Raw genomic sequence first — 19,303 nt, 5'->3', positions numbered from 1 at the left:
CCGATCAGAGCAGGACCAGGTTATCGCGGTGGATCAGCTCCGGGCCTTCCAGGAAGCCGAGCAGCTTTTCGATTTCGGACGAGGGCTTGCGCAGGATGCGGCGCGCTTCGCTGCTGGTGTAGTTGGACAGGCCGCGCGCCACTTCCGTGCCATCTTCGGCCAGGCAGGTGATGACGGCGCCGCGTCCGAACTCGCCGCGCACTTCGATCACGCCGATCGGCAGCAGCGACTTGCCCTCTTTCGACAGTTTCTGCACCGCGCCGGCGTCGAGCACCACCTTGCCGGCGGTGTGCAGATGGTCCGCCATCCACTGCTTGCGCGCGGTCAAGCGTCCGGTCTGGGCGCGCAGCTGGGTGCCGATCGCCTCGCCGGCGGCCAGGCGCGTGAGCACGTCGCTGTCGCGGCCCCAGGCGATGATGGTGTGCGCGCCCGATCCGGCGGCGCGCTTGGCGGCCAGGATCTTGGTCAGCATGCCGCCGCGCCCGATGCTGCTGCCGGCGCCGCCGGCCATTGCTTCGAGCGCCGGGTCGCCCGCCTTGCCCTCGGCGATGAGCACCGCTTGCGGGTCCTTGCGCGGGTCGGCGCTGAACAGGCCATGCTGGTCGGTGAGGATGACCAGGGCGTCGGCTTCGATCAGGTTGGCCACCAGCGCACCCAGGGTGTCGTTGTCGCCGAACTTGATCTCGTCGGTGACGACGGTATCGTTCTCGTTGATGATCGGGACCACGCCCAGGCGCAGCAGGGTGGTGAGCGTGGAGCGCGCGTTCAGGTAGCGTTCGCGGTCGGCCAGGTCGGCGTGGGTGAGCAGCACCTGGGCCGTGCCCAGGCCGTGCGCGCGAAAGCTGGTTTCGTAGATTTGCGCCAGGCCCATCTGGCCGACGGCGGCGCAGGCCTGCAGTTCGTGGATATCGGTCGGGCGCTTCTCGAAGCCGAGGCGCAGCATGCCTTCGGCGATGGCGCCGGAGCTGACCATCACGACTTCCTTGCCGAGGGCGCGCAGGGCGGCGATTTGCACGGCCCAGCGCGCGATGGCGGCGTGATCGAGCCCGCGCCCGTCATTGGTAACGAGCGAGGAGCCGACTTTGATGATGATGCGGGTAGCGGTCTGGATGACGGAGTTCATGGGGCAGCGGCTCTTAAGCGCGGGCGCAAGGCGAGCAGCAGGAGCCCTGCCGCCAGTTCGATCCCGCAAACGACTAACAACAATCCCTGGGGCAGGCCAATGGCAAACGCCGCGACAAAGCGGCCGGCCGGCTGCGCCAGGACGAACAATGCGGTGATATCGCCGAGGACAGGCTGGTCGGCCTGCCTTGCTGCCAGCAGCGCCAGGGCTGCTGTAGCTGCCCTCACGCCGACATACATGGCGAAGAACTGGCTGTAGCCGTTCACGCCAACAAGAAACACGCCCATGGCGATCGCCACCCGGTCCGGGTCCAGCAAAGCCGCTAATGCGGCCAGCGAACTGGCGAGGGCGATCAGGTTCAGAAGCTGCGCGCGCAGCTTCTGTCTAAGCATGGGTACTGCCAATTTTAGTCGAGAATCTTGAAGCGCGGATCGTCCGGATCGATCGACGCAATGCCGCGTGCTTCTTCGGTCATCTGCGTTTCTTCGGCGCGGTGCTCGCTCTTCTTGACGGTCTCGAGGTGCAGGTAGATGGCGTTGACCAGCTCCGGGCAGCCTTCATGGCTCAATGCCGAAATCTCGAACACAGGACCCTTCCAGGCCATGCGCTTGACGAAATCCTTGACCAGCTTCTTGCGGTCTTCTTCCGGCACCACATCGAGCTTGTTCAGGACGAACCAGCGCGGCTTGTCGACCAGCGACTCATCGTACTTTTCGAGTTCCTTGATCAGGGCCTTGGCTTCCTTGACCGGATCGACGTTGGTCTCGAACGGCGCCATGTCGACGATGTGCAGCAGCAGGCCGGTACGCTGCAGGTGACGCAGGAACTGGTGGCCGAGGCCCGCGCCTTCGGAGGCGCCTTCGATCAGGCCGGGAATGTCGGCGATGACGAAACTCTTTTCATGCGACACGCGCACCACGCCCAGGTTCGGGTGCAGGGTCGTGAACGGGTAGTCGGCGATCTTCGGCTTGGCGTTGGACACGGCCGTGATAAAGGTCGACTTGCCGGCGTTCGGCATGCCCAAGAGGCCCACGTCGGCCAGAACCTTCAGTTCCAGGCGCAGCTCGCGCCGTTCGCCTTCCTTGCCTTCGGTCTTTTGACGCGGGGCGCGGTTGGTGGAGGACTTGAAGTGGATATTGCCCCAGCCGCCCTCGCCGCCCTTGGCCAGCAGTTCGGTCTGGCCGTGCTCGGTCAGGTCGGCGATGATCTCGCCGTTGTTGTTATCGACGATCAAGGTGCCGACCGGCATGCGCATGTAGATGTCTTCCGCGCCCTTGCCGTAGCAATCCGCGCCGCGTCCGGGCTCGCCGTCCTTGCCCTTGTGCATTTTGGAGTAACGGAAGTCGACCAGGGTGTTGATGTTGCGATCCGCAACCGCCCAGATGGACCCACCCTTGCCGCCGTCGCCGCCGTCCGGGCCGCCGAAAGGCCGGAATTTCTCGCGACAGAACGATGCGCAGCCATTGCCGCCGTCGCCAGCGATGACCTCGATTTTTGCTTCGTCGATAAACTTCATATTTTGTGCCGCCCTAAAACTAAAAAGGCTCTACCGTGGGCAGAGCCTTTCAATGGAAGGCTTGCGCCTTACAAATGTGCGCCATGACAGCGCGGATACAACTTACGCTGCGACTGCTGCTGGAGCTGGGTCGTTAGCAACAACGGTAACGAACTGCTTCGAGCCTGCACCCTTGACAACGAACTTCACCTTGCCGTCGACCAGCGCGAACAGGGTGTGATCCTTGCCGGTGCCGACGTTTTCGCCTGCGCGCACTGGGGTGCCGCGCTGACGGATGATGATGCCGCCGGCATTGATGGTCTGGCCGCCGTAGACTTTAACGCCAAGGCGTTTTGATTCTGAGTCACGGCCGTTGCGCGTTGTGCCGCCGCCTTTTTTGTGTGCCATTTAAATACTCCTGGATAGCTGGTTACTTTGGACTGATCTAGCCGGGCTCATTGAGCCTGGCACACGGAATTAACCGTTGATCGAAACGATTTGAATTTCGGTGAAATTCTGGCGATGGCCCTGATGCTTTTGGTAGTGCTTACGACGACGCATCTTGAAAATCTTCACTTTATCGTGACGACCGTGTGCCACAACAGTTACCAGTACCGTTGCACCTTCGACCAATGGCGCACCAAACTTGATGGTGTCGCCCGCGCCTACTGCGAGAACTTGATCGATGGTGAGTTCGGAACCAATGTCTGCCGGTATCTGTTCTACTTTAAGTTTTTCGCCAGCGACAACTTTGTATTGTTTGCCACCGGTTTTTATGACCGCGTACATGATAGGAAACCTCATCAAATGTTAAAAAATTCCCTGGCCGGAGCCGGGGGAACCGCAGATTATACATGGATTGGTTTTTTTCGTCAAAAGACATGCACAAGGCCACAGGTTCGTGGTATGTCGACAACTACAAGGCGCTGCGCCGGCCGGCGGCGGGCTGTACGTATAGGCGGGCGTAACCGTTGAGCATGGGACGGAAACAGGCGGGGTGTCGTATAATCGCCGCACCTAACGTCCATTGCAGGTTCGCCTTGTCCGCCGCCATCTTACACGCACAACAAAATACCATCGCCCAATCGATCGCTCCGGACATGGAGGCAGTCAACACGGTGATCCGCGAGCGCCTGCATTCCGAGGTCAGCCTGGTCAACCAGATCGCCGAGTACATCATCAGTGCCGGAGGCAAGCGCATCCGCCCCGTGCTGGTGCTGCTGGTGGCGAACGCCTACGGCTACAAGGGCACGGCCCACCATGAACTGGCGGCCGTGGTCGAATTCATCCACACCGCTACCCTGCTGCACGACGACGTGGTCGACGAATCGTCGATGCGGCGCGGGCGCCAGACCGCCAATGCGCTGTTCGGCAATGCGGCATCGGTGCTGGTGGGCGACTTCCTGTACTCGCGCTCGTTCCAGATGATGGTGGGCCTGAACAATATGCGCGTCATGCAGATCCTGTCGGACGCGACCAACGTGATCGCCGAAGGGGAAGTGCTGCAGCTGCTCAATATGCACGATCCGGATGTCACGCAGGAAAGCTACCTGAAAGTGATCCGCTCCAAGACAGCCAAGCTGTTCGAGGCGGCGGCGGAACTGGGTGCGCTCATTTCCGGCGCCAGCGATGACGAGATCAGCGCGGCCGGCGAATATGGCCGCTCGCTGGGTACGGCCTTCCAGCTGATCGACGACGTGCTCGACTACGCGGGCGACGCCAGCGAAATCGGCAAGAACGTCGGCGACGACCTGCGCGAAGGCAAGCCGACCTTGCCACTGATCTATCTGATGGAAAACGGCACGCCGGAACAGCGCGAACTGGTGCGCAACTGCATCGAGCAAGGTGACGAGCAGCATTTCGACGTCATCCTGGCCGCGGTGACCAGCAGCGGCGCCCTGGACTTCACTCGGCGCGAGGCGGAAATTGCCGCCAAGCGCGCGGCGGACGCCATCGCCGGTTTGCCGGACAGCGTGTACAAACAAAGCTTGATGCAACTGTGTACCTTCGCAGTTGACAGGAACCACTGAGCGGCATAATTTAATACCTGTGATCTGACCACCCGTCGGGGTGTGGCTCAGCCTGGTAGAGCGCTGCGTTCGGGACGCAGAGGCCGGAGGTTCGAATCCTCTCACCCCGACCAATATTTCCTTATTTTTTTACCGAGATACGTTCGAAGGTTTTTCAGCGATACGTCGTGTAGGCACCTTCTGTGCCAAATCTGTGCCACCAACCCGCCCCCAGCAATTCACCCTCATCGGCCCGTCACATCCATAGAGAGGGATTTCGCTCTACAAGATGCCGCTCCCCTCCTCCGGCCCTCTCAATGCCTCCACGCGAATTGCCCTGCGAATTCTACCTGCCGGACCCCACGGTTGACTGCTGTTCGCGTAGCGACGTGGCAGATAGCCAAGCGCGTTAAATCAAGCGTTATCCCCACAATGTGCGATTAATCGAGCATACGTGGACAGGCATCACCCACGCGAGTATGATGCTCGTTAAATCGAGTTTTGACTCTTTAACGGATGATTTGACGAACATGAAAGTACGACAGTCGGCCGTGCTCAGCACGCACCTCGCGCAAGAAGTTGTCCACCTCGGACAACTTCTTGCGCGATTGCGCCACGCGCGTCATGTCAAGCAGGCCGATGCGGCTCTGCGGGCCGGGCTATCACGCAATACGGCCTACCGCATAGAGAAGGGCGACCCTGGCCTGGCGATTGGACAGGTGCTACGGTACCTGGAAGCGATTGCGCCAGGGACCACACTGACAAGCCTGCTGCTGGAGTCCGACCCGGCGCTTGTTTCCCTGCAAGCGAGGGAATCGACGAAGCGCGTACGAGACCTCAGTGCTGCGGAACTCGACGGCTTGAACTTTTAGAACCTGCCGCCGCAACGGTCAGGCCTGTCATCTAAAGCGGGATTGCGATGGCTGTCAAAGAACTGAAGCTGATGACCTTCGCGTACCTGGGCGAAAGCTGGGCACCTTGCGGGCAGCTCACGATGACCGAGCAGGGCCCTGAGCTGCTGGCATCGAGTTTCGCCTACGGTCTGAACTACCTTGATCGTGCAGATGCCATAGAGGTTGACCCTGTCAGCTTGGCTATCCGTGGGCCGCAGTCCATCAAGGGCAAGTTACTACTGCCCGTCAACAACCTGGTGAGCTTCGGCGGCATCCGCGACGCCGCCCCGGACGCCTGGGGGCGCCGGGTTATCGAGGCCAAACTCAAAGTACCCGCAAACAGCCTGCCGGAGTCGCAATACCTACTCCATGCGGGCAGCGAAAGGGTCGGCGCGCTGGATATTCGCGCCAACATCAAGGACGAGCCAACGGGCGCCGCTGGCAGCGTTCACGCGCTGGCATACTTGATGGAGGCTGCCGAGCGCATCGAGGCCGGCGAGGACGTCCCGGCCAACCTTGAATACATCTTCATGGCTGGTTCGGCGCTTGGCGGCGCCCGGCCCAAAGCCTCTGTGCGCGACGCGGGCGGCTCCCTGTGGCTCGCAAAATTTCAAAGCAAGAATGACGCCTTCGACATCCCTGCGGCCGAGTGTGCTTCATTGGTGCTCGCACGGGAGACGGGCTTGAACGTACCCCCTGTAAACACGCGTATCATCGGCGACCGCCGCATCATGATGATTCGACGCTTCGACCGCTACTGGCTGGCGCAGGGGGCGCAGCCCACCGTGGCAACGGACTTGATGCACTTGCCTGCCGACGGCTTGACCGAGCGCCGCATGGGTTTCGTGAGCGGCCTGACCCTGGTGGGATGCGACGAGACGCAATCGCGGACAAAATCCTATGCCGACCTGGCCCTCGCCATACGCAAGTACTGCCATCCGAGCGTGATTCGAGCGGACAACGAAGAGCTCTTCAAGCGGATGGTGTTTAACATCTTCGCAAGCAACGATGACGACCACTTGCGAAACCACGGATTTCTCTGGGACCCTCGGCTGCCCGGATGGCGTCTCAGTCCTCTCTACGACGTGCTGCCGCGGCCTGGCCTCGCTACCGAGCGCTACCTTCACTTGGGCATTGGCCCGCAGGGTCGCCTCGCGACGCTCGACAATGCGCTGGGGGGGCATGCCATGTTCTCGTTGAGCCTGCCCCGCGCTTGCGCGCTGGTTGGCGACGTGTGGCGCGTGGTTCGGGAGTGGAAGGTGTCGTTCGAGCGCTCAGGCGTCGCGGCCGATGACATCGCCAAGATTGCGCCTGCGTTCAGGCACTTGGACGACATCAGCACGGCGGGCACGCGCAAACTGTTGCCCTGATGAGCCCCGCGCGGTGCATCCGCGCAGGCTGGGTGCGGGCCAGGCGGCATTCGGCGTTTTTGCGTGCATTCAGACTATCTTCCGGATCGAACACACTGTATCGAACCACGCCTGCATTCCCACCAACGGCTGCGGATTGATCGGCAGGATCGCATTGATATTCACGCCGCTACCGCGTCCGCCATGCTTCTCGTCCCACCATAAGCCGAACTCCAGGTCGTCGACCGCCGGCGCCGGCCCGAACGATTGCGCCGCATCCGGCGCCAGCCCTTTGGCCGCAACCTCCACGCGCCGCCCGCGCTCACCCTCGCAAGAGCGTCCACCCGTGATCCCGCCCAGCGAATTGGATACCGCCACCACCCGCGGATGAATGCCCTTGGTGACGAATGCCTTCACCGTCGCCGAGCCCAGTATCTCGCCCGTGCCCCGGTACGCCTTGTCCCCCACCGCGCCACTGAGCGGCCGATACGTGGTCAGCTCCACCGTGTCGCCGGTCTTGATACCCAGCTTCTTCGCGGTCGCCGCATGAATCCACATCGGATTGTCATGCACGATCTCGGCCAGATACTTCTGCGACGCGGTCCTGCCCTGCGTGTGGACGTTCCATTTGAACGTGGTCAGGATCAGGCGATCGGCCGCCAGGCCCACGTGCGACGGGACCTGATGGAAGGTCGGCAGCCCGTCGTCAACCATGCCGATCGTCGCAGCCACCTTCGCCACTTCGGGCGCATGGATCTCGAACTTGCGCGACGGCGTCGTGAAGCCGCGTACCGGTACCTCGCCCACCATCAGCCCGATCGCCTTTTCCTTGCCCTTGTCGTCCGCCTTGTAGATCACGCGGGTTTTCTCGTCCACGCGGCTTCCTTCCACCAGCGCCGCGGCGAGGGGTTTGCGATACACCTCGTACGGTTTCGGCGCCGCGCTATCGACGTACACGCCATAGTGCTTCATGTAGTCGAAGCCGTCCTTGAATACCTTCCCGTCCGCGCCCCTGGTCGGCAGCTTCGAACATTGATGCCGCACAAAGTCTTCGTGCTTGCCGAACTTGAAGTACTTCGCCTGCTCGGGACCGAGCCGTTTGCCGATCTCGAACAGGACATCGGCAAAGCTGGTCGCGCTACCGGGCGGGGTCACCATCGGCTGGCGCAGCGTTACAAAATGCTGAAGCTCCATATTGTTACGGATGTCCATGCCCCAGCGTTCCAGGTAGGTCGCATCGGGCAGAATCATGTCGGCGTAGTGCGCCATTTCGGAATACACCACATCCGAACAGGCGTGGAAGGGAATCAGCTTTTCATCCTTGAGGACATCGACGGTCGTGCTTCGCCCTTCCGGCCAGGTCATCGGTGCGGCGATTGTATAGCTGAGGTAGACATCCAGCTTGGCGCGCCCCTGGCGCAAATAGTCGAACACGACCTGGCCGACCTTCATCTTTTGCCAGCGGTTCGCCAGCGGCCACTCCGGCGGGTCTTCCAGGTCGGTCCTGATGGTCGGCTTGGGCGGCCTTGGCTCCGGGGCAGGATAGCGCGCCGGAGACAGCTTTTCATCGAGACCGTAGCAATAGCCGCCCTCCTTCGCGACCGAACCCACCAAGGCATTGAGCATGACGACCGCGCGCTCGGCATTAAAACCGTTGTAATGCGCGCCCGTGCCACGATTGGTGAAGGCCGCCACCGCTGGCCGCTTGCGCGCGAATTCCAGCGCCAGCCGGGTGATGTCGGCCGCCGCTACACCCGACAGCTTCGCCGCCCATGCTGGCGTACATGGCGCCAGCCAGGTGCGGATGGTGTCCAGCCCTGGCTGCACGAATTTGTCGATAAAATCCCGATCGACTTCATTCTCGCGCACGATCACGTGCGCCATGGCCAAGGCAATGGCGCCTTCCGTGCCCGGAAACGGCTGATGCCATTCGTCGCTGCGCCCGGCCGTGTTGGACAGCCTCACATCGAACGTGACCAGTTTGGCCCCGTGGTCGTAGCGGGCCTTGACCACGCGCGACACCAGGTGCAGTCCCCCCTGGTGCGCTTCATAAAAATTGGAGCCGAAGTTAAGGAAGTAGGTGCAGCGCTCCGCATCGATCGATTCCCAGTCCGTCTCGCCGAGCGATACGTAATTGGCCGCGCGCTTGTTCGACGAACAGATCGCGCGGTGATTGAGCAATACCGGCGTGCCGATGGCGTCGAGGAAGCGGCCGATCTCCGCCTCGATGCGCGAGCGGCCCTGGTGGATGCACACGCGTTCCGGGTGGCCGGCATCGACACTGGCGCGAATGCGGCGGGCAATCTCTTCGTACGCTTCTTCCCAGGTAATCCGCTTCCACAGGCCCGACCCACGCTCGCCGGCGCGCTTGAGGGGGTATAGCAGGCGCTCCGGATAATCGTTGACGTTGGGGCCGGACTGGCCCTTGGCGCACGTCATGTGGCTGCCCATGTTCGGGTCGAGCGGATTGCCTCGGATCTTGATCACCTTGTTATCTTGCACAAAGCCTTCAATGCCACACACCGTGGAGCAATTCAGGCATACGCTGGTGACGCGCGTGGCCGTCTTGTAGTTGTTCTTGATCTTGCGCTGTTTGCCGTTTGCCACCGGCCGGTACGCCATCGCCTGCGCGGTCGACGGGTTAAGGAGAATCAGTTCGCCAACGCCGAGCGTCGCCATCGACCCAATGCCGTTCCTGATGAATGATCTGCGGTCCATGTTCTCAGCCTTTCTTCACGGTGGAACGAGCGAATGTCGATTGCAACTGGCTCCAGGTGTCGACTTCATACGAGAACGGGTCGTGGTTGCGGCCCTTGGGGATTTTCTTTTCCATGGCGCGCGGGGCAACCGTGCCGATGCCGCGGTATTTGACGGCGGGCCTGGTCTTCTCTTCGGGTTTCAGCACCGACAGTTCCTTGCCGTGCCGTCGGTTGAACGCGTTGATGCGGCTGGCCGGGTCATTCAGGTCGCCGAAGGCGAATACATCGGCCGGACACACTTCAACGCAGGCGGGCAGCAGGTCCGCCTCCAGCCGGTGCGAGCAGAAGTCGCATTTGTCGGCCAGCTTGGTCACCGGGTCCTGGTGGATCGCGCCGTAAGGGCAGGCTTTGATGCAGGAGCGGTCGCCGTCGCATTTGTCCTCGCTGATGCGCACAATGCCGTCGGCGTCGCGCGTGATCGCGTCCTGTTCGCAGGCGATCAGGCAGGGCGCGTCCTCGCACTGCATGCATAGCGTCGGTAAAAAAGCACGCTTCATCGTTTCCTTCTTGTTGAAAGGATTGATGGCAGTGAAGTCGTAGTAATACACCTTGGTGCGAAAATTTCCTAGTGGAACTGAGTTTTCGACTTTGCAAGCCACGGAGCAGGCGTGGCATCCGATGCAGCGTTCCAGGTCAAGCGCCATGCCCCATTTGGGGGCGGTTGCGGTAGGTGCGGTCATCGTCGTTCCAATCGGAAAAGGATCTCATTTAACCACCATCGCGATCATTAACGCACCCGATTGGCGCCAGAAGAACGCGGGACGCAGGGTCCGCACTGCCGCTGACTGATTTCATAATGCTAATACGCAGTTTTGACGATTGCGGCGCCGATGCATCTCTTTCAGAATGGGAACAGCCTTATTCCTTACGTCCTGCGAGAGAGCGAAACATGAGTCCAAAGAACATCGGCGTAGTCCTGCTGAGTGCCATATTGGCGTTGCCGCTGGCAAGCCTGGCACAAACGCGCGTGATTGAACTCGATGCCAACGCCATCGCGGGACGCTTTGACCCGGCCTTCAACTTTTCCATCGGCGCCGGCCGGGCCAATGAAGGATTACGCGCCGACTGGCAGCAACAGCTCGCCCAGGTCAAACGCGATGCGGGATTCAAATATATCCGCATGCACGGCCTGCTCTCAGATGACATGGCCGTGTACCGCGTCGACGCGCAGGGCAAGGAACACTACAACTTCCAATACGTCGACGCGCTGTACGATTATCTCCTGAGCATCGGCATCAAACCCTTCGTCGAACTGGGCTTCATGCCATCGCAGATGGCCAGCGGCGACAAGACCGTCTTCTGGTGGCGCGGGAACGTCACCCCGCCGAAAGACTATGCTGCCTGGGAACGCCTGATCAAAGCCCTGACCGAACACTTCACCGAACGCTACGGTGCGCAAGAAGTGGCCAGCTGGTATTTTGAAGTGTGGAACGAACCGAACCTGGACGGCCTCTGGGTCGCATCGCGGGACGACTACTTCAAGCTGTACAGCCATGCCGCGCGCGCAATCAAGAGCGTCGACGCCAGGTACAAGGTCGGCGGCCCCGCCACCGCCGGCGCCGCATGGATACCGGAAATGATCGCTTACTGTGCAAGCAATGCGGTGCCGCTCGATTTCGTCAGCACGCACACGTACGGCGTCAATCAAGGCTTCCTCGACGAATACGGCACCACCGGCACGGTGCTCAGCAAAGAAAATGGCGCGGTCAGCGACGACGTGCTCAGGAACCGCAAGGAAATCGCGGCATCGGCCATGCCCAAGCTGGACCTGCATTACACGGAATGGAGTTCGTCGTACACGCCGGCCGATCCAACGCACGACAGCTACCACCAAGCCGCGTACATTCTGCAAAAGCTCAAGCAGGTCGGCGGCGCGGCGCAATCGATGTCCTACTGGGTGTTCACCGATATCTTTGAAGAAGCCGGGCCGCGCATCGAAGCCTTTCACGGCGGCTTTGGCCTGATGAATACCCAGGGGATCAAGAAGCCCGCGTATTTTGCCTACCAGTTTCTCAACCAGCTTGCGCCGACGGCACTGAAAAACAGCGACAGCCACTCGTTCGCCACCACCGACGAACGGGGCAACGTCCAGCTGCTGCTGTGGGATTACACGCGCACGCTGCCGGAGGGTGTCAACAATCAGCAGTATTTCATCAAGGACTTGCCGCCCAAGGATAAAGGCCAGGCCGAGGTGAATATGCGCGGACTGAAAACCGGCAGCTATACGATGAAGATCTCCACGGTCGGCTACAAGCGCAACGATGCATTCACCGCCTACATCGGCATGGGTTCACCGAAACAGCTGGGAAAAAGCCAGGTCGCGACCTTGAAATCGCTCGCCAGCGGCAAGCCTGATGAGCAAAAAACGGTGCGCGTGGGCGCCGATGGGCGTTTCAGCATCAAGCTGCCCTTGCGTGAAAATGACGTGGTTCTGCTTGAACTGAGTCGCCGCAAGTAAGCGCGAGTAAATCGGCATCCCATTAGTACCCGGCCGCCCATCGTCCGCAAGGTGAGCGTGCAGCCGCCCATCCCCGCGCCGCCCGCCGATATCTTCAGCCTCGTGCGTTACGATGCCGCCCCCGGCACCGCCGAAACCTCGACGCGTTACCGCGCCGTCTTTTCGCTTGGCCCGGTCGATGAAATCGACGGCTACGGCGGCCGCTTCACGAGCTTCAATCCCGCCAATCCGCGCGAAGCCGCGTTGCGCTCACCCGGTCGCTGGCTCGAATCGGTACGTTCGCCCGTGTTTGTGATCGAAGGCGCGGGCGGCAATATCGACTCGCTTCAAGCCACGCGCAACCCGCGAATCCGCTTCGTTCCAGTGCCGGGCGCCGATCACTTCAACGTGCTGGCGCCAGCGAACCGCGTGATCGCGCAGAAGATCCTGCGCGACAGCGGCACGGCCACCAACATCACGCTGTCGGCGACAGAAATCACCACGCAGTAAGCGCCCTGCCGCACGCGGATCAACCATCCCGGGCAGCTTGCCGGCGCCGCTCCTTGCAGCGGCGCGAGTCTGCCGACAAGGTCATTCACCACCAGCCAAACTGCCCCAGGCGCCCATTGCGTTCCGATACAAATTGTCTTCCATGATATGGTTTGTTAGAATTCATCTTGTTTTTTTAATATTGCACACATCCCCGGGCCCCATCAAACCCGGGGGACTGACCTGGAACCAGCCATCGCCATGCATGCCAAGAAACCGCCGTGCGCCGCTTCGCAATGAATGACGCCGCCCGCCTCGCCGTGCTGGCCGCCTGCTTGCTGGCCGTGCCAATGGCGTCCGCGGCACCGCTGCCGGTGCAACCGTCCGCACCGCAGCGCTGCCCCGCCGTCACGGCACAACCCACGGTCGACGACAAAGCCCCCGCGCCGGGCGCCCCACGCATCTTCGCCTCCCTCGGCAAGGAGCGCCACGCCGCGCTGAAAAAAGTCCTGGCCGCCGGCGACAATCCGAATGCATGCCATGGCGGCGTCACGCCCCTGATAAAGACGGCGTCCAGCGGCGACGTCGACGCCATCCACATGCTGCACCAGGCCGGCGCAGTGCTCGATGCGCCGCGAAGCGCCCACGGAGGCACGGCACTGCACGCGGCGCTCGATGCCGGCCAGTGGCCCGCCGCCAGCGCCCTGCTCGAACGTGGCGCCGATACGCGTCAGCGCGACGACGACGGCAACACAGCCTTGCACCACCTGGCCAACAGCGCCCACCACGCGGACGTGCGCGCGCAAGCCGCGCTGGCCGACATGATGCTCAAGCTGGGCGCTGCGATCGACCAAACCGGGGCGCAAGCGACCACGCCGCTGATGCTTGCCATCGAAGCCGGCAATCTCGAACTGACCGCTATGCTGGTGGACCATGGTGCCGACCCAGCCCTGCGTAACGCGCGCGGCGAAAACGCGCTGGCCATCGCGCGCCGGCGCGCCCTGCCCGCCATTGTCGCCATGCTGGAGCGCTGCATCGGCCGGCGTCCGCCGCGCTGCGCCAACAACAGCACGCCGCCGCGCTACTCGACCAAATAGCACCACGCCGATTACTTATTGACTCCCCAGAAAACGGATATAGCGCATGAGCGAGAACACAGCAGCAAGCAGCACCGAGCCGGCGCCCCGCGTCGGCATCCACGAAGGCAGCATCGGCCTGCCTCCGGGCTACCAGGACAACACCACCAATATCTTCGTGCCGGCCGACCTGCAGAACCAGCCCAACCTGAGCATCGCGCGCGACTGGCTGGCCGAGGGCGAAACCCTCACCACGTATGTCGACCGCCAACTTGGGCTGCTCAAGGCGCGCATGCCCGGCCACAAGCTGCTGGCACGCGCGCCGGAGCGCCTTGGCTCGCATCAGCCGGAAATGTCGGGCGAACGGATCGAGGCGCAGTACAAGAACGGAGCCCAGACGATCCGCCAGCGCCAGGCCGCTTTTTTGATCGGACCGAAACGCGCGCTGATCCTCACCGCCGCCAGCGCGCGTCCGTTCGACGAACGTTTCGAGACCCTCTGGCGCACTTGGCTCGACAGTTTTGCGCCGCCCGCCAGCGCCGATGGAGACGCGGCCCCAGCCGACGCGTAAAAACCCGACGTCATGCCGCCATGCTCGAAGCTGGCCGCATTACCGGCCTCATTGCCCACACCAGCGCATCATATTCCTCCGCGCAGGGCAGACAAAATAAGCGCACGCGTTCGATCGCATGCGGGGGCGAAAACCGCTATCCCGCCCGACCGGCAAACATTCCCCACCGATTGCGCAGGCAGCGCCCGTACGCTTTCGCCACCGCCACCTTTCCTTGCGCTGTTCTCAACGTAACGGTGCAAACGAAAGGATCGCCCTGATATTCCATGGAGATTGCGCCCTCGGGTGCTTCTGCATTGAACTGTATGCATACATTCGCATCCGCAAGCTCATCGGACGCTATGCCCTTGTCAGCCAGCGCCCGTTGCAAAAACACCGCGTAGTTTTTAGCGACCTGGCAGACGCTGCGAGTGGACGGTATCGCAACACCATCGAGCAATTGCAGCTGGACAGCATCATCCGGCGCACTGGCGTCCTTGTACAGTTCTCCGAGCGCCCAGTAGCCGCCCACATCGTTATTGCGGCTGATGAAGGACTGGGATACGCCCGCGGCCACATGATTGAACGTTTTAAGTTTTGTCATCCATCCACGTCTGAAAGAGCTCAAACAGGCAGCATAGCGCATCACATCGGGGCTGCAATCTCCGGCTGCATTTGCCCCTTTATTCATATTGATATACGGATACGTCATATTGCCCAACGACATCACTGGTGCGAATAATGCATATTGACGCAAAATCGGAGTTATTTCCCGCCGTGATATGAGGCATCATAAATCAAAATTTTCTTTATACCTTGGACTCTCTTATACTGCACTGCAACAACGCAATTTAATCCCCAGGAGAGTTCCAAATGAGCAGCGCCACCTACACCCAACCGACGAACCAAAGCTTCCGCCATTACCTGACCGACGTCAGCAATGCGGCGCGTGCCTTTGCTGCAGCGCTGTTTGCCGCGCAAGAGCGCCAGTTCATCGCGCAGGAAGTAGCGGTCAAGCCGACCCAGAACGACCGAGCGCGCATGCGCAGCCATCGCAAGCTGATCGTCATGGCAAATGCTTACCAGCACATGCATCCTAGCCTGGCGGCTGAACTGCGCAATCTGGCTTCGCGGGGTTGATTATGGAAGTCATCGAATACCTCCCGGGCGCGCTGGCAGCGATTGCGTTGGCCGTTCGCATCGCCATCTTCTTCCGCGATGGCCCGGAGCCAGAGCAAGACCAGCAAGACGTTTAAATCTCACCGGCCGCGCTCGTGGCCGGATGTTTTTCCGCGCTGCCACCGCTGCAGCGCACCCCCTTCCCCTCCTCCGCCTCGATCCCGGCATTCCCAGCCCTGAACAACTGACCTGGACATATTATATTCTGTGATATATTATCCAGATTGATATTGACGGTTGTCGCCGTGCCCATGCCCATGCTGGAAAATTCACTCGATCTCGAACGCTTCGCCGCTGGCGCGGACCAGGCGTGCGCGCTGTTAAAAGTGCTGGTCAACCGCGACCGCCTGCTGTTGCTGTGCCAGCTGTCGCACCAGGAGCGCAACGTGGGAGAGCTGGAACAACTGACCGGCGTTCGCCAGCCGACGCTGTCGCAACAGCTCACCGTGCTGCGCAACGAACAACTGGTCAGTACACGGCGAGCCGGCAAGCAGATTTTCTACTCGCTCAGCAGCGCGCAGGCCAGCGCAGTTATGGATGTGCTGTATCAGCAGTTCTGTTCACCGCCTCCGGAGAAAAAAGACGATGCCACCGCTTAGTCCTGACCTTGTCCGCGCGCTGGCTGGCGGCGCGCTGATCGGCCTCGCCGCCGCCATGTTCCTGTTGCTAAATGGCCGCATCGCCGGCATCAGCGGCATCCTCGGCGGACTGCTGCGTCCGGTTCGTAGCGAACTCGGCTGGCGCATCGCCTTTCTCTTCGGACTGGTGCTCTCCCCTCTGGTGTTCGTGCTGTTCGCTCCCCTGCCCCAGGTGCACGTCGAAGCCGGCAAGGCGAGCCTGATCGTGGGCGGTCTGCTGGTCGGACTGGGCACCCGCTACGGTTCCGGCTGCACCAGCGGGCATGGCGTGTGCGGCATCGCGCGCCTGTCGCCCCGCTCGCTGGCCGCGACCGCCGCCTTCATGCTGGCCGGCTTCGTCACCGTCTTCGTGCTGCGCCATCTGTTGGGATCGGGAGCCTCATGAAATACGTCAGCGCAGCGTTCGTCAGTGGCCTGGTCTTTGGGCTTGGCCTGATCCTGTCGGGCATGACCGATCCGGCCAAGGTGATCGGCTTTCTCGACCTGGCCGGCGACTTTAATCCCGCACTGGCGTTTGTGATGGCCGGCGCCATTCCGGTAGCGGCGATCGCCTTCCGCATCGCGGCGCGGCGTTCGACGACGCTATTGGGCGGAACAGAGCACCTGCCCGACTCGCGCAAGCTCGACCGGCGCCTGCTGACCGGCGCGCTGACCTTCGGCGCGGGCTGGGGCGTGGCCGGCTACTGCCCCGGCCCCGCGCTGGCATCGCTGGCGACCGGCGGCAGCGATGCCCTGGTTTTCGTCGCGGCCATGCTGGGCGGGATGCTCCTCTTTGAATTGATCGAATCGATCCGCAAGGCACGCCGCGTGCGATAGGCCGGGTGCGCAATGTTGTGCGGCGGCGCCAACCCGCCAGCCGCCCACACCCACCGCGCCTGCGCTAGAATGCGATCCTGCAACTTCTCGCATTTCCTTTCATTTCCTCTCGAACTGTATTTACCATGCGCCTATTTGTACTACCCCTCCTGGCCGCGATGTGGGCGATCCCCGCCGTCGCCGCCACGCCCATCAGCCTCGATCAGGCGATGGCCCACCCCGACTGGATCGGCACGCCGGCGGAAACCGCCTGGTGGAGCTGGGACGGCAAGCAGGTGTTTTACAAACAGAAGCGCACCGGTTCGCAACTGCGCGACATCTACCAGGCCGCGCCCGGAAAACCACGTTTGGTTGGCGACGCCGAACTGGCCAATCTGGACAGCGATAAGGTCATCTACAACCGCGAGCGCACGCGCTCCATCATGCTGCGCAACGGCGACCTGTTCGAGCGCGATCTCAAAAGCGGCGCACTGACCCAGATCACGCGCGGCAGCAACGGCCTGGCCGCGCCCCAGTATTCCGCCGACGGGCGCAGCGTGCAGTTCCGCGTCGGCCATGAATGGCTCGGCTGGAACCGCGCCGACCGCCTGATCTCGCCGCTGGCTGCGGCGCACGCCACCAAGGCCCCCGCCGCCGCGCCGGACGCCGACAACCTGCGCGACCTCCAACTGCGCCTGATCTCCACCCTCAAGCGCCAGAAGGACGACCGCGACGCGAGCCGCGACCGCGCCGAGCAGGAACGCCGCGCCGATCCCACGCGCGCACCGGCGCCGATCTACCTGGGCGACAAAGTCGTCATCGACGGCAGCGCCCTGTCGCCGGACGGCCGCTGGCTGCTGCTGGTAACCGCACCCAAGGCCACCGACAAGGGCCGCATCGGCAAGCTGCCGCGCTACGTGACCGAATCGGGCTACGAAGAATTCGACGACCAGCGTCCGCGCGTCGGCCGCAACGCACCGGTTTCGCACACCCTGAAGCTGGTCAACCTGGCCACGCGCGAGATGCGCGATTTGTCCTTCGACAGCCTGCCCGGCATCGGCGTCGACCCGCTGGCGGACCTGCGCAAGGCACAAAAACTGCCCGAACTGAAAGGCAACCGCGTGGTGCGCGTCGATGACGACGGCGCTGCGGTCGAATGGAACCGCAGCGGCACAGGCCTGGCCGTGATGCTGCGCGCCGCCGACAACAAGGACCGCTGGATCGCCACCGTCGACCTGGCCGGCGCCACGCTCAAGCCGGCCCACCGCGTCACTGACAATGCCTGGGTCAACTCGGGCAACAATGAATTCGGCTGGCTGCCCGATAACAGCACGCTGTGGTATCTCTCCGAAGAAAGCGGCTACGCGCACCTGTACACCCGCGCCAGCGACGGCAAGACGCGCGCGCTCACGCAGGGCAAATGGGAAGCGACCCGCATCCAGTGGTCGGCCGACGGCGCCACCGCTTTCATGATGTGCAACCCGAAGAACCCGGGTACGTATGAAGTGTGCTCGGTCTCGGCCGTCGATGCCAAGCTGCGCGAAGTGACGGCGCTCGAAGGCGTCGAGCAGTTTGCGTTGTCGCCGGACGAACGCAAGCTGCTGGTGCACTATTCGTCGAGCTACATGCCGGCGCAGCTGGCAACCATCGCAGCCAGTGGCGGCGCGCCTGTCAAGCTGACCGATACGCGCTCGCCTGACTTCAAGGCGCGCAGCTGGATCGAGCCGCAGTACGTGGCAGTGCCGTCGACCAAAGGCGCGGGCTAGATCTGGGGCAAGCTGTATCGTCCGGCGAATCTGGAACCGGGCAGGAAGTACCCGATCGTGATGTTCGTGCACGGCGCGGGCTACCTGCAGAATGTCAGCAAGCGGTATCCGGTGTACTTCCGCGAGCAGATGTTCCACAACCTGCTGGTCGAGAAGGGCTACATCGTGCTCGATCTGGACTATCGCGCGTCAAGAGGGTACGGGAGCGCCTGGCGTACGGCCATTTATCGCCAGATGGGCTATCCGGAGCTGGAAGATTACGTCGATGGCGTGAACTGGATGGCGGCGAACCACCAGGGCGACCTGAAAAACGTGGGCGTGTACGGCGGCAGTTATGGTGGCTTCATGACCTTCATGGCGTTGATGCGCGAGCCGGAGATGTTCAAGTCAGGCGCGGCGCTTCGGCCCGTGACCGACTGGACGACGTATAACCACGAGTACACCGCGAACATTCTCAATACGCCTGATCTGGATCCGGAAGCGTACCGCAAGTCGTCGCCGATCGAGTACGCCGACAAGCTGCGCGGACACCTGCTGATCTCGCACGGGATGGTGGACGATAACGTGTTTTACCAGGATTCGGTACGCATCGCGCAGCGCTTGATTGAGCTGAAAAAGGATCACTGGGAACTGGCCAGCTATCCGCTGGAACGCCACGCGTTTGTGCAGCCGGAGAGCTGGTACGACCAGTATCGCCGGATTTACCAGCTGTTTGAGCGGACGTTGAAGTAACCCCGTCGTTCCG

At 62.1% G+C, this 19,303-nt stretch carries 21 protein-coding genes and 1 tRNA gene; 14 read left to right on the top strand and 8 right to left on the bottom strand.

Going from position 1 to position 19,303, the window contains the following annotated elements:
- Nucleotides 1-4: 4 nt before the first annotated feature.
- From proB to rplU, 5 genes are all read right to left on the bottom strand, one after another.
- A complete protein-coding gene (proB, locus tag CR152_RS08625) occupies nt 5-1,123 on the bottom strand; it encodes a glutamate 5-kinase (protein WP_099874546.1) in 1,119 nt (372 codons plus the stop codon).
- Nucleotides 1,120-1,515: a hypothetical protein gene (locus CR152_RS08620; RefSeq protein WP_099874545.1), complete on the bottom strand. Its 396-nt coding sequence runs from the start codon at nt 1,513-1,515 to the stop codon at nt 1,120-1,122. Before CR152_RS08620 ends, proB begins: the two co-directional genes overlap by 4 nt.
- Before the next feature lie 14 nt (nt 1,516-1,529).
- The gene (obgE, locus tag CR152_RS08615; RefSeq protein WP_099874544.1) at nt 1,530-2,639 is read right to left on the bottom strand and encodes a GTPase ObgE; all 1,110 of its coding nucleotides are present in this window, start codon (nt 2,637-2,639) and stop codon (nt 1,530-1,532) included.
- A 102-nt stretch (nt 2,640-2,741) separates the two neighbouring features.
- The gene (gene rpmA, locus CR152_RS08610) at nt 2,742-3,026 is read right to left on the bottom strand and encodes a 50S ribosomal protein L27 (protein WP_054266569.1); all 285 of its coding nucleotides are present in this window, start codon (nt 3,024-3,026) and stop codon (nt 2,742-2,744) included.
- 69 nt (nt 3,027-3,095) lie between these two features.
- Entirely contained in the window at nt 3,096-3,407 is a 312-nt protein-coding gene (gene rplU, locus CR152_RS08605; RefSeq protein WP_054268134.1) for a 50S ribosomal protein L21, read from the bottom strand.
- A gap of 251 nt (nt 3,408-3,658) precedes the next feature.
- Here rplU and ispB point away from each other — a divergent pair, with 251 nt between their 5' ends.
- The 4 genes from ispB to CR152_RS08585 all read left to right on the top strand — a co-directional run bounded on the left by ispB (nt 3,659) and on the right by CR152_RS08585 (nt 6,890).
- Entirely contained in the window at nt 3,659-4,648 is a 990-nt protein-coding gene (gene ispB / locus CR152_RS08600; RefSeq protein WP_099874543.1) for an octaprenyl diphosphate synthase, read from the top strand.
- A gap of 36 nt (nt 4,649-4,684) precedes the next feature.
- Nucleotides 4,685-4,761: transfer RNA gene (locus tag CR152_RS08595), tRNA-Pro, on the top strand.
- Nucleotides 4,762-5,106: 345 nt separating this feature from the next.
- Nucleotides 5,107-5,499, top strand: coding sequence for a helix-turn-helix domain-containing protein (locus CR152_RS08590; protein WP_229413313.1), 393 nt, complete (start codon nt 5,107-5,109; stop codon nt 5,497-5,499).
- A gap of 47 nt (nt 5,500-5,546) precedes the next feature.
- Nucleotides 5,547-6,890, top strand: a complete 1,344-nt coding sequence (locus CR152_RS08585; RefSeq protein WP_099874542.1) for a type II toxin-antitoxin system HipA family toxin — start codon at nt 5,547-5,549, stop codon at nt 6,888-6,890.
- A 69-nt stretch (nt 6,891-6,959) separates the two neighbouring features.
- On the opposite strand, the gene CR152_RS08580 is transcribed toward CR152_RS08585, so the two are convergent.
- The gene (locus CR152_RS08580) at nt 6,960-9,587 is read right to left on the bottom strand and encodes a molybdopterin-containing oxidoreductase family protein (RefSeq protein ID WP_099874541.1); all 2,628 of its coding nucleotides are present in this window, start codon (nt 9,585-9,587) and stop codon (nt 6,960-6,962) included.
- Nucleotides 9,588-9,591: 4 nt separating this feature from the next.
- Complete coding sequence (locus tag CR152_RS08575; protein WP_099874540.1) at nt 9,592-10,308, bottom strand: 4Fe-4S dicluster domain-containing protein; 717 nt, start codon at nt 10,306-10,308, stop codon at nt 9,592-9,594.
- A 209-nt stretch (nt 10,309-10,517) separates the two neighbouring features.
- On the opposite strand from CR152_RS08575, the gene CR152_RS08570 reads away from it, so the two are divergent.
- The 4 genes from CR152_RS08570 to CR152_RS08555 all read left to right on the top strand — a co-directional run bounded on the left by CR152_RS08570 (nt 10,518) and on the right by CR152_RS08555 (nt 14,201).
- Nucleotides 10,518-12,086, top strand: a complete 1,569-nt coding sequence (locus tag CR152_RS08570) for a GH39 family glycosyl hydrolase (protein ID WP_099874539.1) — start codon at nt 10,518-10,520, stop codon at nt 12,084-12,086.
- 57 nt (nt 12,087-12,143) lie between these two features.
- Nucleotides 12,144-12,575, top strand: coding sequence for an alpha/beta hydrolase (locus tag CR152_RS08565; protein WP_157778393.1), 432 nt, complete (start codon nt 12,144-12,146; stop codon nt 12,573-12,575).
- A gap of 260 nt (nt 12,576-12,835) precedes the next feature.
- Nucleotides 12,836-13,651 carry an ankyrin repeat domain-containing protein gene (locus CR152_RS08560; protein WP_157778392.1) on the top strand — a complete coding sequence of 272 codons (816 nt, stop codon included), beginning with the start codon at nt 12,836-12,838 and terminating at the stop codon, nt 13,649-13,651.
- 46 nt (nt 13,652-13,697) lie between these two features.
- Nucleotides 13,698-14,201 carry a DcrB-related protein gene (locus tag CR152_RS08555; protein ID WP_099874536.1) on the top strand — a complete coding sequence of 168 codons (504 nt, stop codon included), beginning with the start codon at nt 13,698-13,700 and terminating at the stop codon, nt 14,199-14,201.
- Between the two features lie 136 nt (nt 14,202-14,337).
- Here CR152_RS08555 and CR152_RS08550 read toward each other — a convergent pair whose 3' ends face one another.
- On the bottom strand, nt 14,338-14,784 hold the full coding sequence (locus CR152_RS08550; protein ID WP_157778391.1) for a hypothetical protein: 447 nt from the start codon (nt 14,782-14,784) through the stop codon (nt 14,338-14,340).
- 269 nt (nt 14,785-15,053) lie between these two features.
- On the opposite strand from CR152_RS08550, the gene CR152_RS08545 reads away from it, so the two are divergent.
- The 6 genes from CR152_RS08545 to CR152_RS34805 all read left to right on the top strand — a co-directional run bounded on the left by CR152_RS08545 (nt 15,054) and on the right by CR152_RS34805 (nt 19,290).
- Nucleotides 15,054-15,320 (top strand): hypothetical protein, encoded by a 267-nt coding sequence (locus CR152_RS08545; protein ID WP_099874534.1) that lies wholly within the window; start codon nt 15,054-15,056, stop codon nt 15,318-15,320.
- A 290-nt stretch (nt 15,321-15,610) separates the two neighbouring features.
- Nucleotides 15,611-15,958: an ArsR/SmtB family transcription factor gene (locus CR152_RS08535; protein ID WP_099874532.1), complete on the top strand. Its 348-nt coding sequence runs from the start codon at nt 15,611-15,613 to the stop codon at nt 15,956-15,958.
- Complete coding sequence (locus CR152_RS08530) at nt 15,945-16,382, top strand: YeeE/YedE family protein (protein WP_099874531.1); 438 nt, start codon at nt 15,945-15,947, stop codon at nt 16,380-16,382. The genes CR152_RS08535 and CR152_RS08530 overlap by 14 nt, the downstream gene beginning before the upstream one ends.
- Entirely contained in the window at nt 16,379-16,813 is a 435-nt protein-coding gene (locus tag CR152_RS08525) for a DUF6691 family protein (RefSeq protein ID WP_099874530.1), read from the top strand. The genes CR152_RS08530 and CR152_RS08525 overlap by 4 nt, the downstream gene beginning before the upstream one ends.
- A gap of 125 nt (nt 16,814-16,938) precedes the next feature.
- Nucleotides 16,939-18,558, top strand: coding sequence for a DPP IV N-terminal domain-containing protein (locus tag CR152_RS08520; protein WP_307718565.1), 1,620 nt, complete (start codon nt 16,939-16,941; stop codon nt 18,556-18,558).
- Nucleotides 18,559-19,290 (top strand): alpha/beta hydrolase family protein, encoded by a 732-nt coding sequence (locus CR152_RS34805; RefSeq protein WP_307718604.1) that lies wholly within the window; start codon nt 18,559-18,561, stop codon nt 19,288-19,290.
- Nucleotides 19,291-19,303: the final 13 nt, after the last annotated feature.

It is taken from the genome of Massilia violaceinigra (assembly GCF_002752675.1).
GTDB classification, from domain to species: Bacteria; Pseudomonadota; Gammaproteobacteria; order Burkholderiales; family Burkholderiaceae_D; genus Telluria_A; species Telluria_A violaceinigra.
This window is presented reverse-complemented; position numbering and strand designations above follow the sequence as displayed.

What these genes read in the sequence shown, in the direction of transcription:
- proB (WP_099874546.1), bottom strand. Translation starts at nt 1,123, where the DNA reads ATGAACTCCGTCATCCAGACCGCTACCCGCATCATCATCAAAGTCGGC.
- CR152_RS08620 (WP_099874545.1), bottom strand. Translation starts at nt 1,515, where the DNA reads ATGCTTAGACAGAAGCTGCGCGCGCAGCTTCTGAACCTGATCGCCCTC.
- obgE (WP_099874544.1), bottom strand. Translation starts at nt 2,639, where the DNA reads ATGAAGTTTATCGACGAAGCAAAAATCGAGGTCATCGCTGGCGACGGC.
- rpmA (WP_054266569.1), bottom strand. Translation starts at nt 3,026, where the DNA reads ATGGCACACAAAAAAGGCGGCGGCACAACGCGCAACGGCCGTGACTCA.
- rplU (WP_054268134.1), bottom strand. Translation starts at nt 3,407, where the DNA reads ATGTACGCGGTCATAAAAACCGGTGGCAAACAATACAAAGTTGTCGCT.
- CR152_RS08590 (WP_229413313.1), top strand. Translation starts at nt 5,107, where the DNA reads ATGATGCTCGTTAAATCGAGTTTTGACTCTTTAACGGATGATTTGACG.
- CR152_RS08585 (WP_099874542.1), top strand. Translation starts at nt 5,547, where the DNA reads ATGGCTGTCAAAGAACTGAAGCTGATGACCTTCGCGTACCTGGGCGAA.
- CR152_RS08580 (WP_099874541.1), bottom strand. Translation starts at nt 9,587, where the DNA reads ATGGACCGCAGATCATTCATCAGGAACGGCATTGGGTCGATGGCGACG.
- CR152_RS08575 (WP_099874540.1), bottom strand. Translation starts at nt 10,308, where the DNA reads ATGACCGCACCTACCGCAACCGCCCCCAAATGGGGCATGGCGCTTGAC.
- CR152_RS08570 (WP_099874539.1), top strand. Translation starts at nt 10,518, where the DNA reads ATGAGTCCAAAGAACATCGGCGTAGTCCTGCTGAGTGCCATATTGGCG.
- CR152_RS08555 (WP_099874536.1), top strand. Translation starts at nt 13,698, where the DNA reads ATGAGCGAGAACACAGCAGCAAGCAGCACCGAGCCGGCGCCCCGCGTC.
- CR152_RS08550 (WP_157778391.1), bottom strand. Translation starts at nt 14,784, where the DNA reads ATGACAAAACTTAAAACGTTCAATCATGTGGCCGCGGGCGTATCCCAG.
- CR152_RS08545 (WP_099874534.1), top strand. Translation starts at nt 15,054, where the DNA reads ATGAGCAGCGCCACCTACACCCAACCGACGAACCAAAGCTTCCGCCAT.
- CR152_RS08535 (WP_099874532.1), top strand. Translation starts at nt 15,611, where the DNA reads ATGCCCATGCTGGAAAATTCACTCGATCTCGAACGCTTCGCCGCTGGC.
- CR152_RS08530 (WP_099874531.1), top strand. Translation starts at nt 15,945, where the DNA reads ATGCCACCGCTTAGTCCTGACCTTGTCCGCGCGCTGGCTGGCGGCGCG.
- CR152_RS08525 (WP_099874530.1), top strand. Translation starts at nt 16,379, where the DNA reads ATGAAATACGTCAGCGCAGCGTTCGTCAGTGGCCTGGTCTTTGGGCTT.
- CR152_RS08520 (WP_307718565.1), top strand. Translation starts at nt 16,939, where the DNA reads ATGCGCCTATTTGTACTACCCCTCCTGGCCGCGATGTGGGCGATCCCC.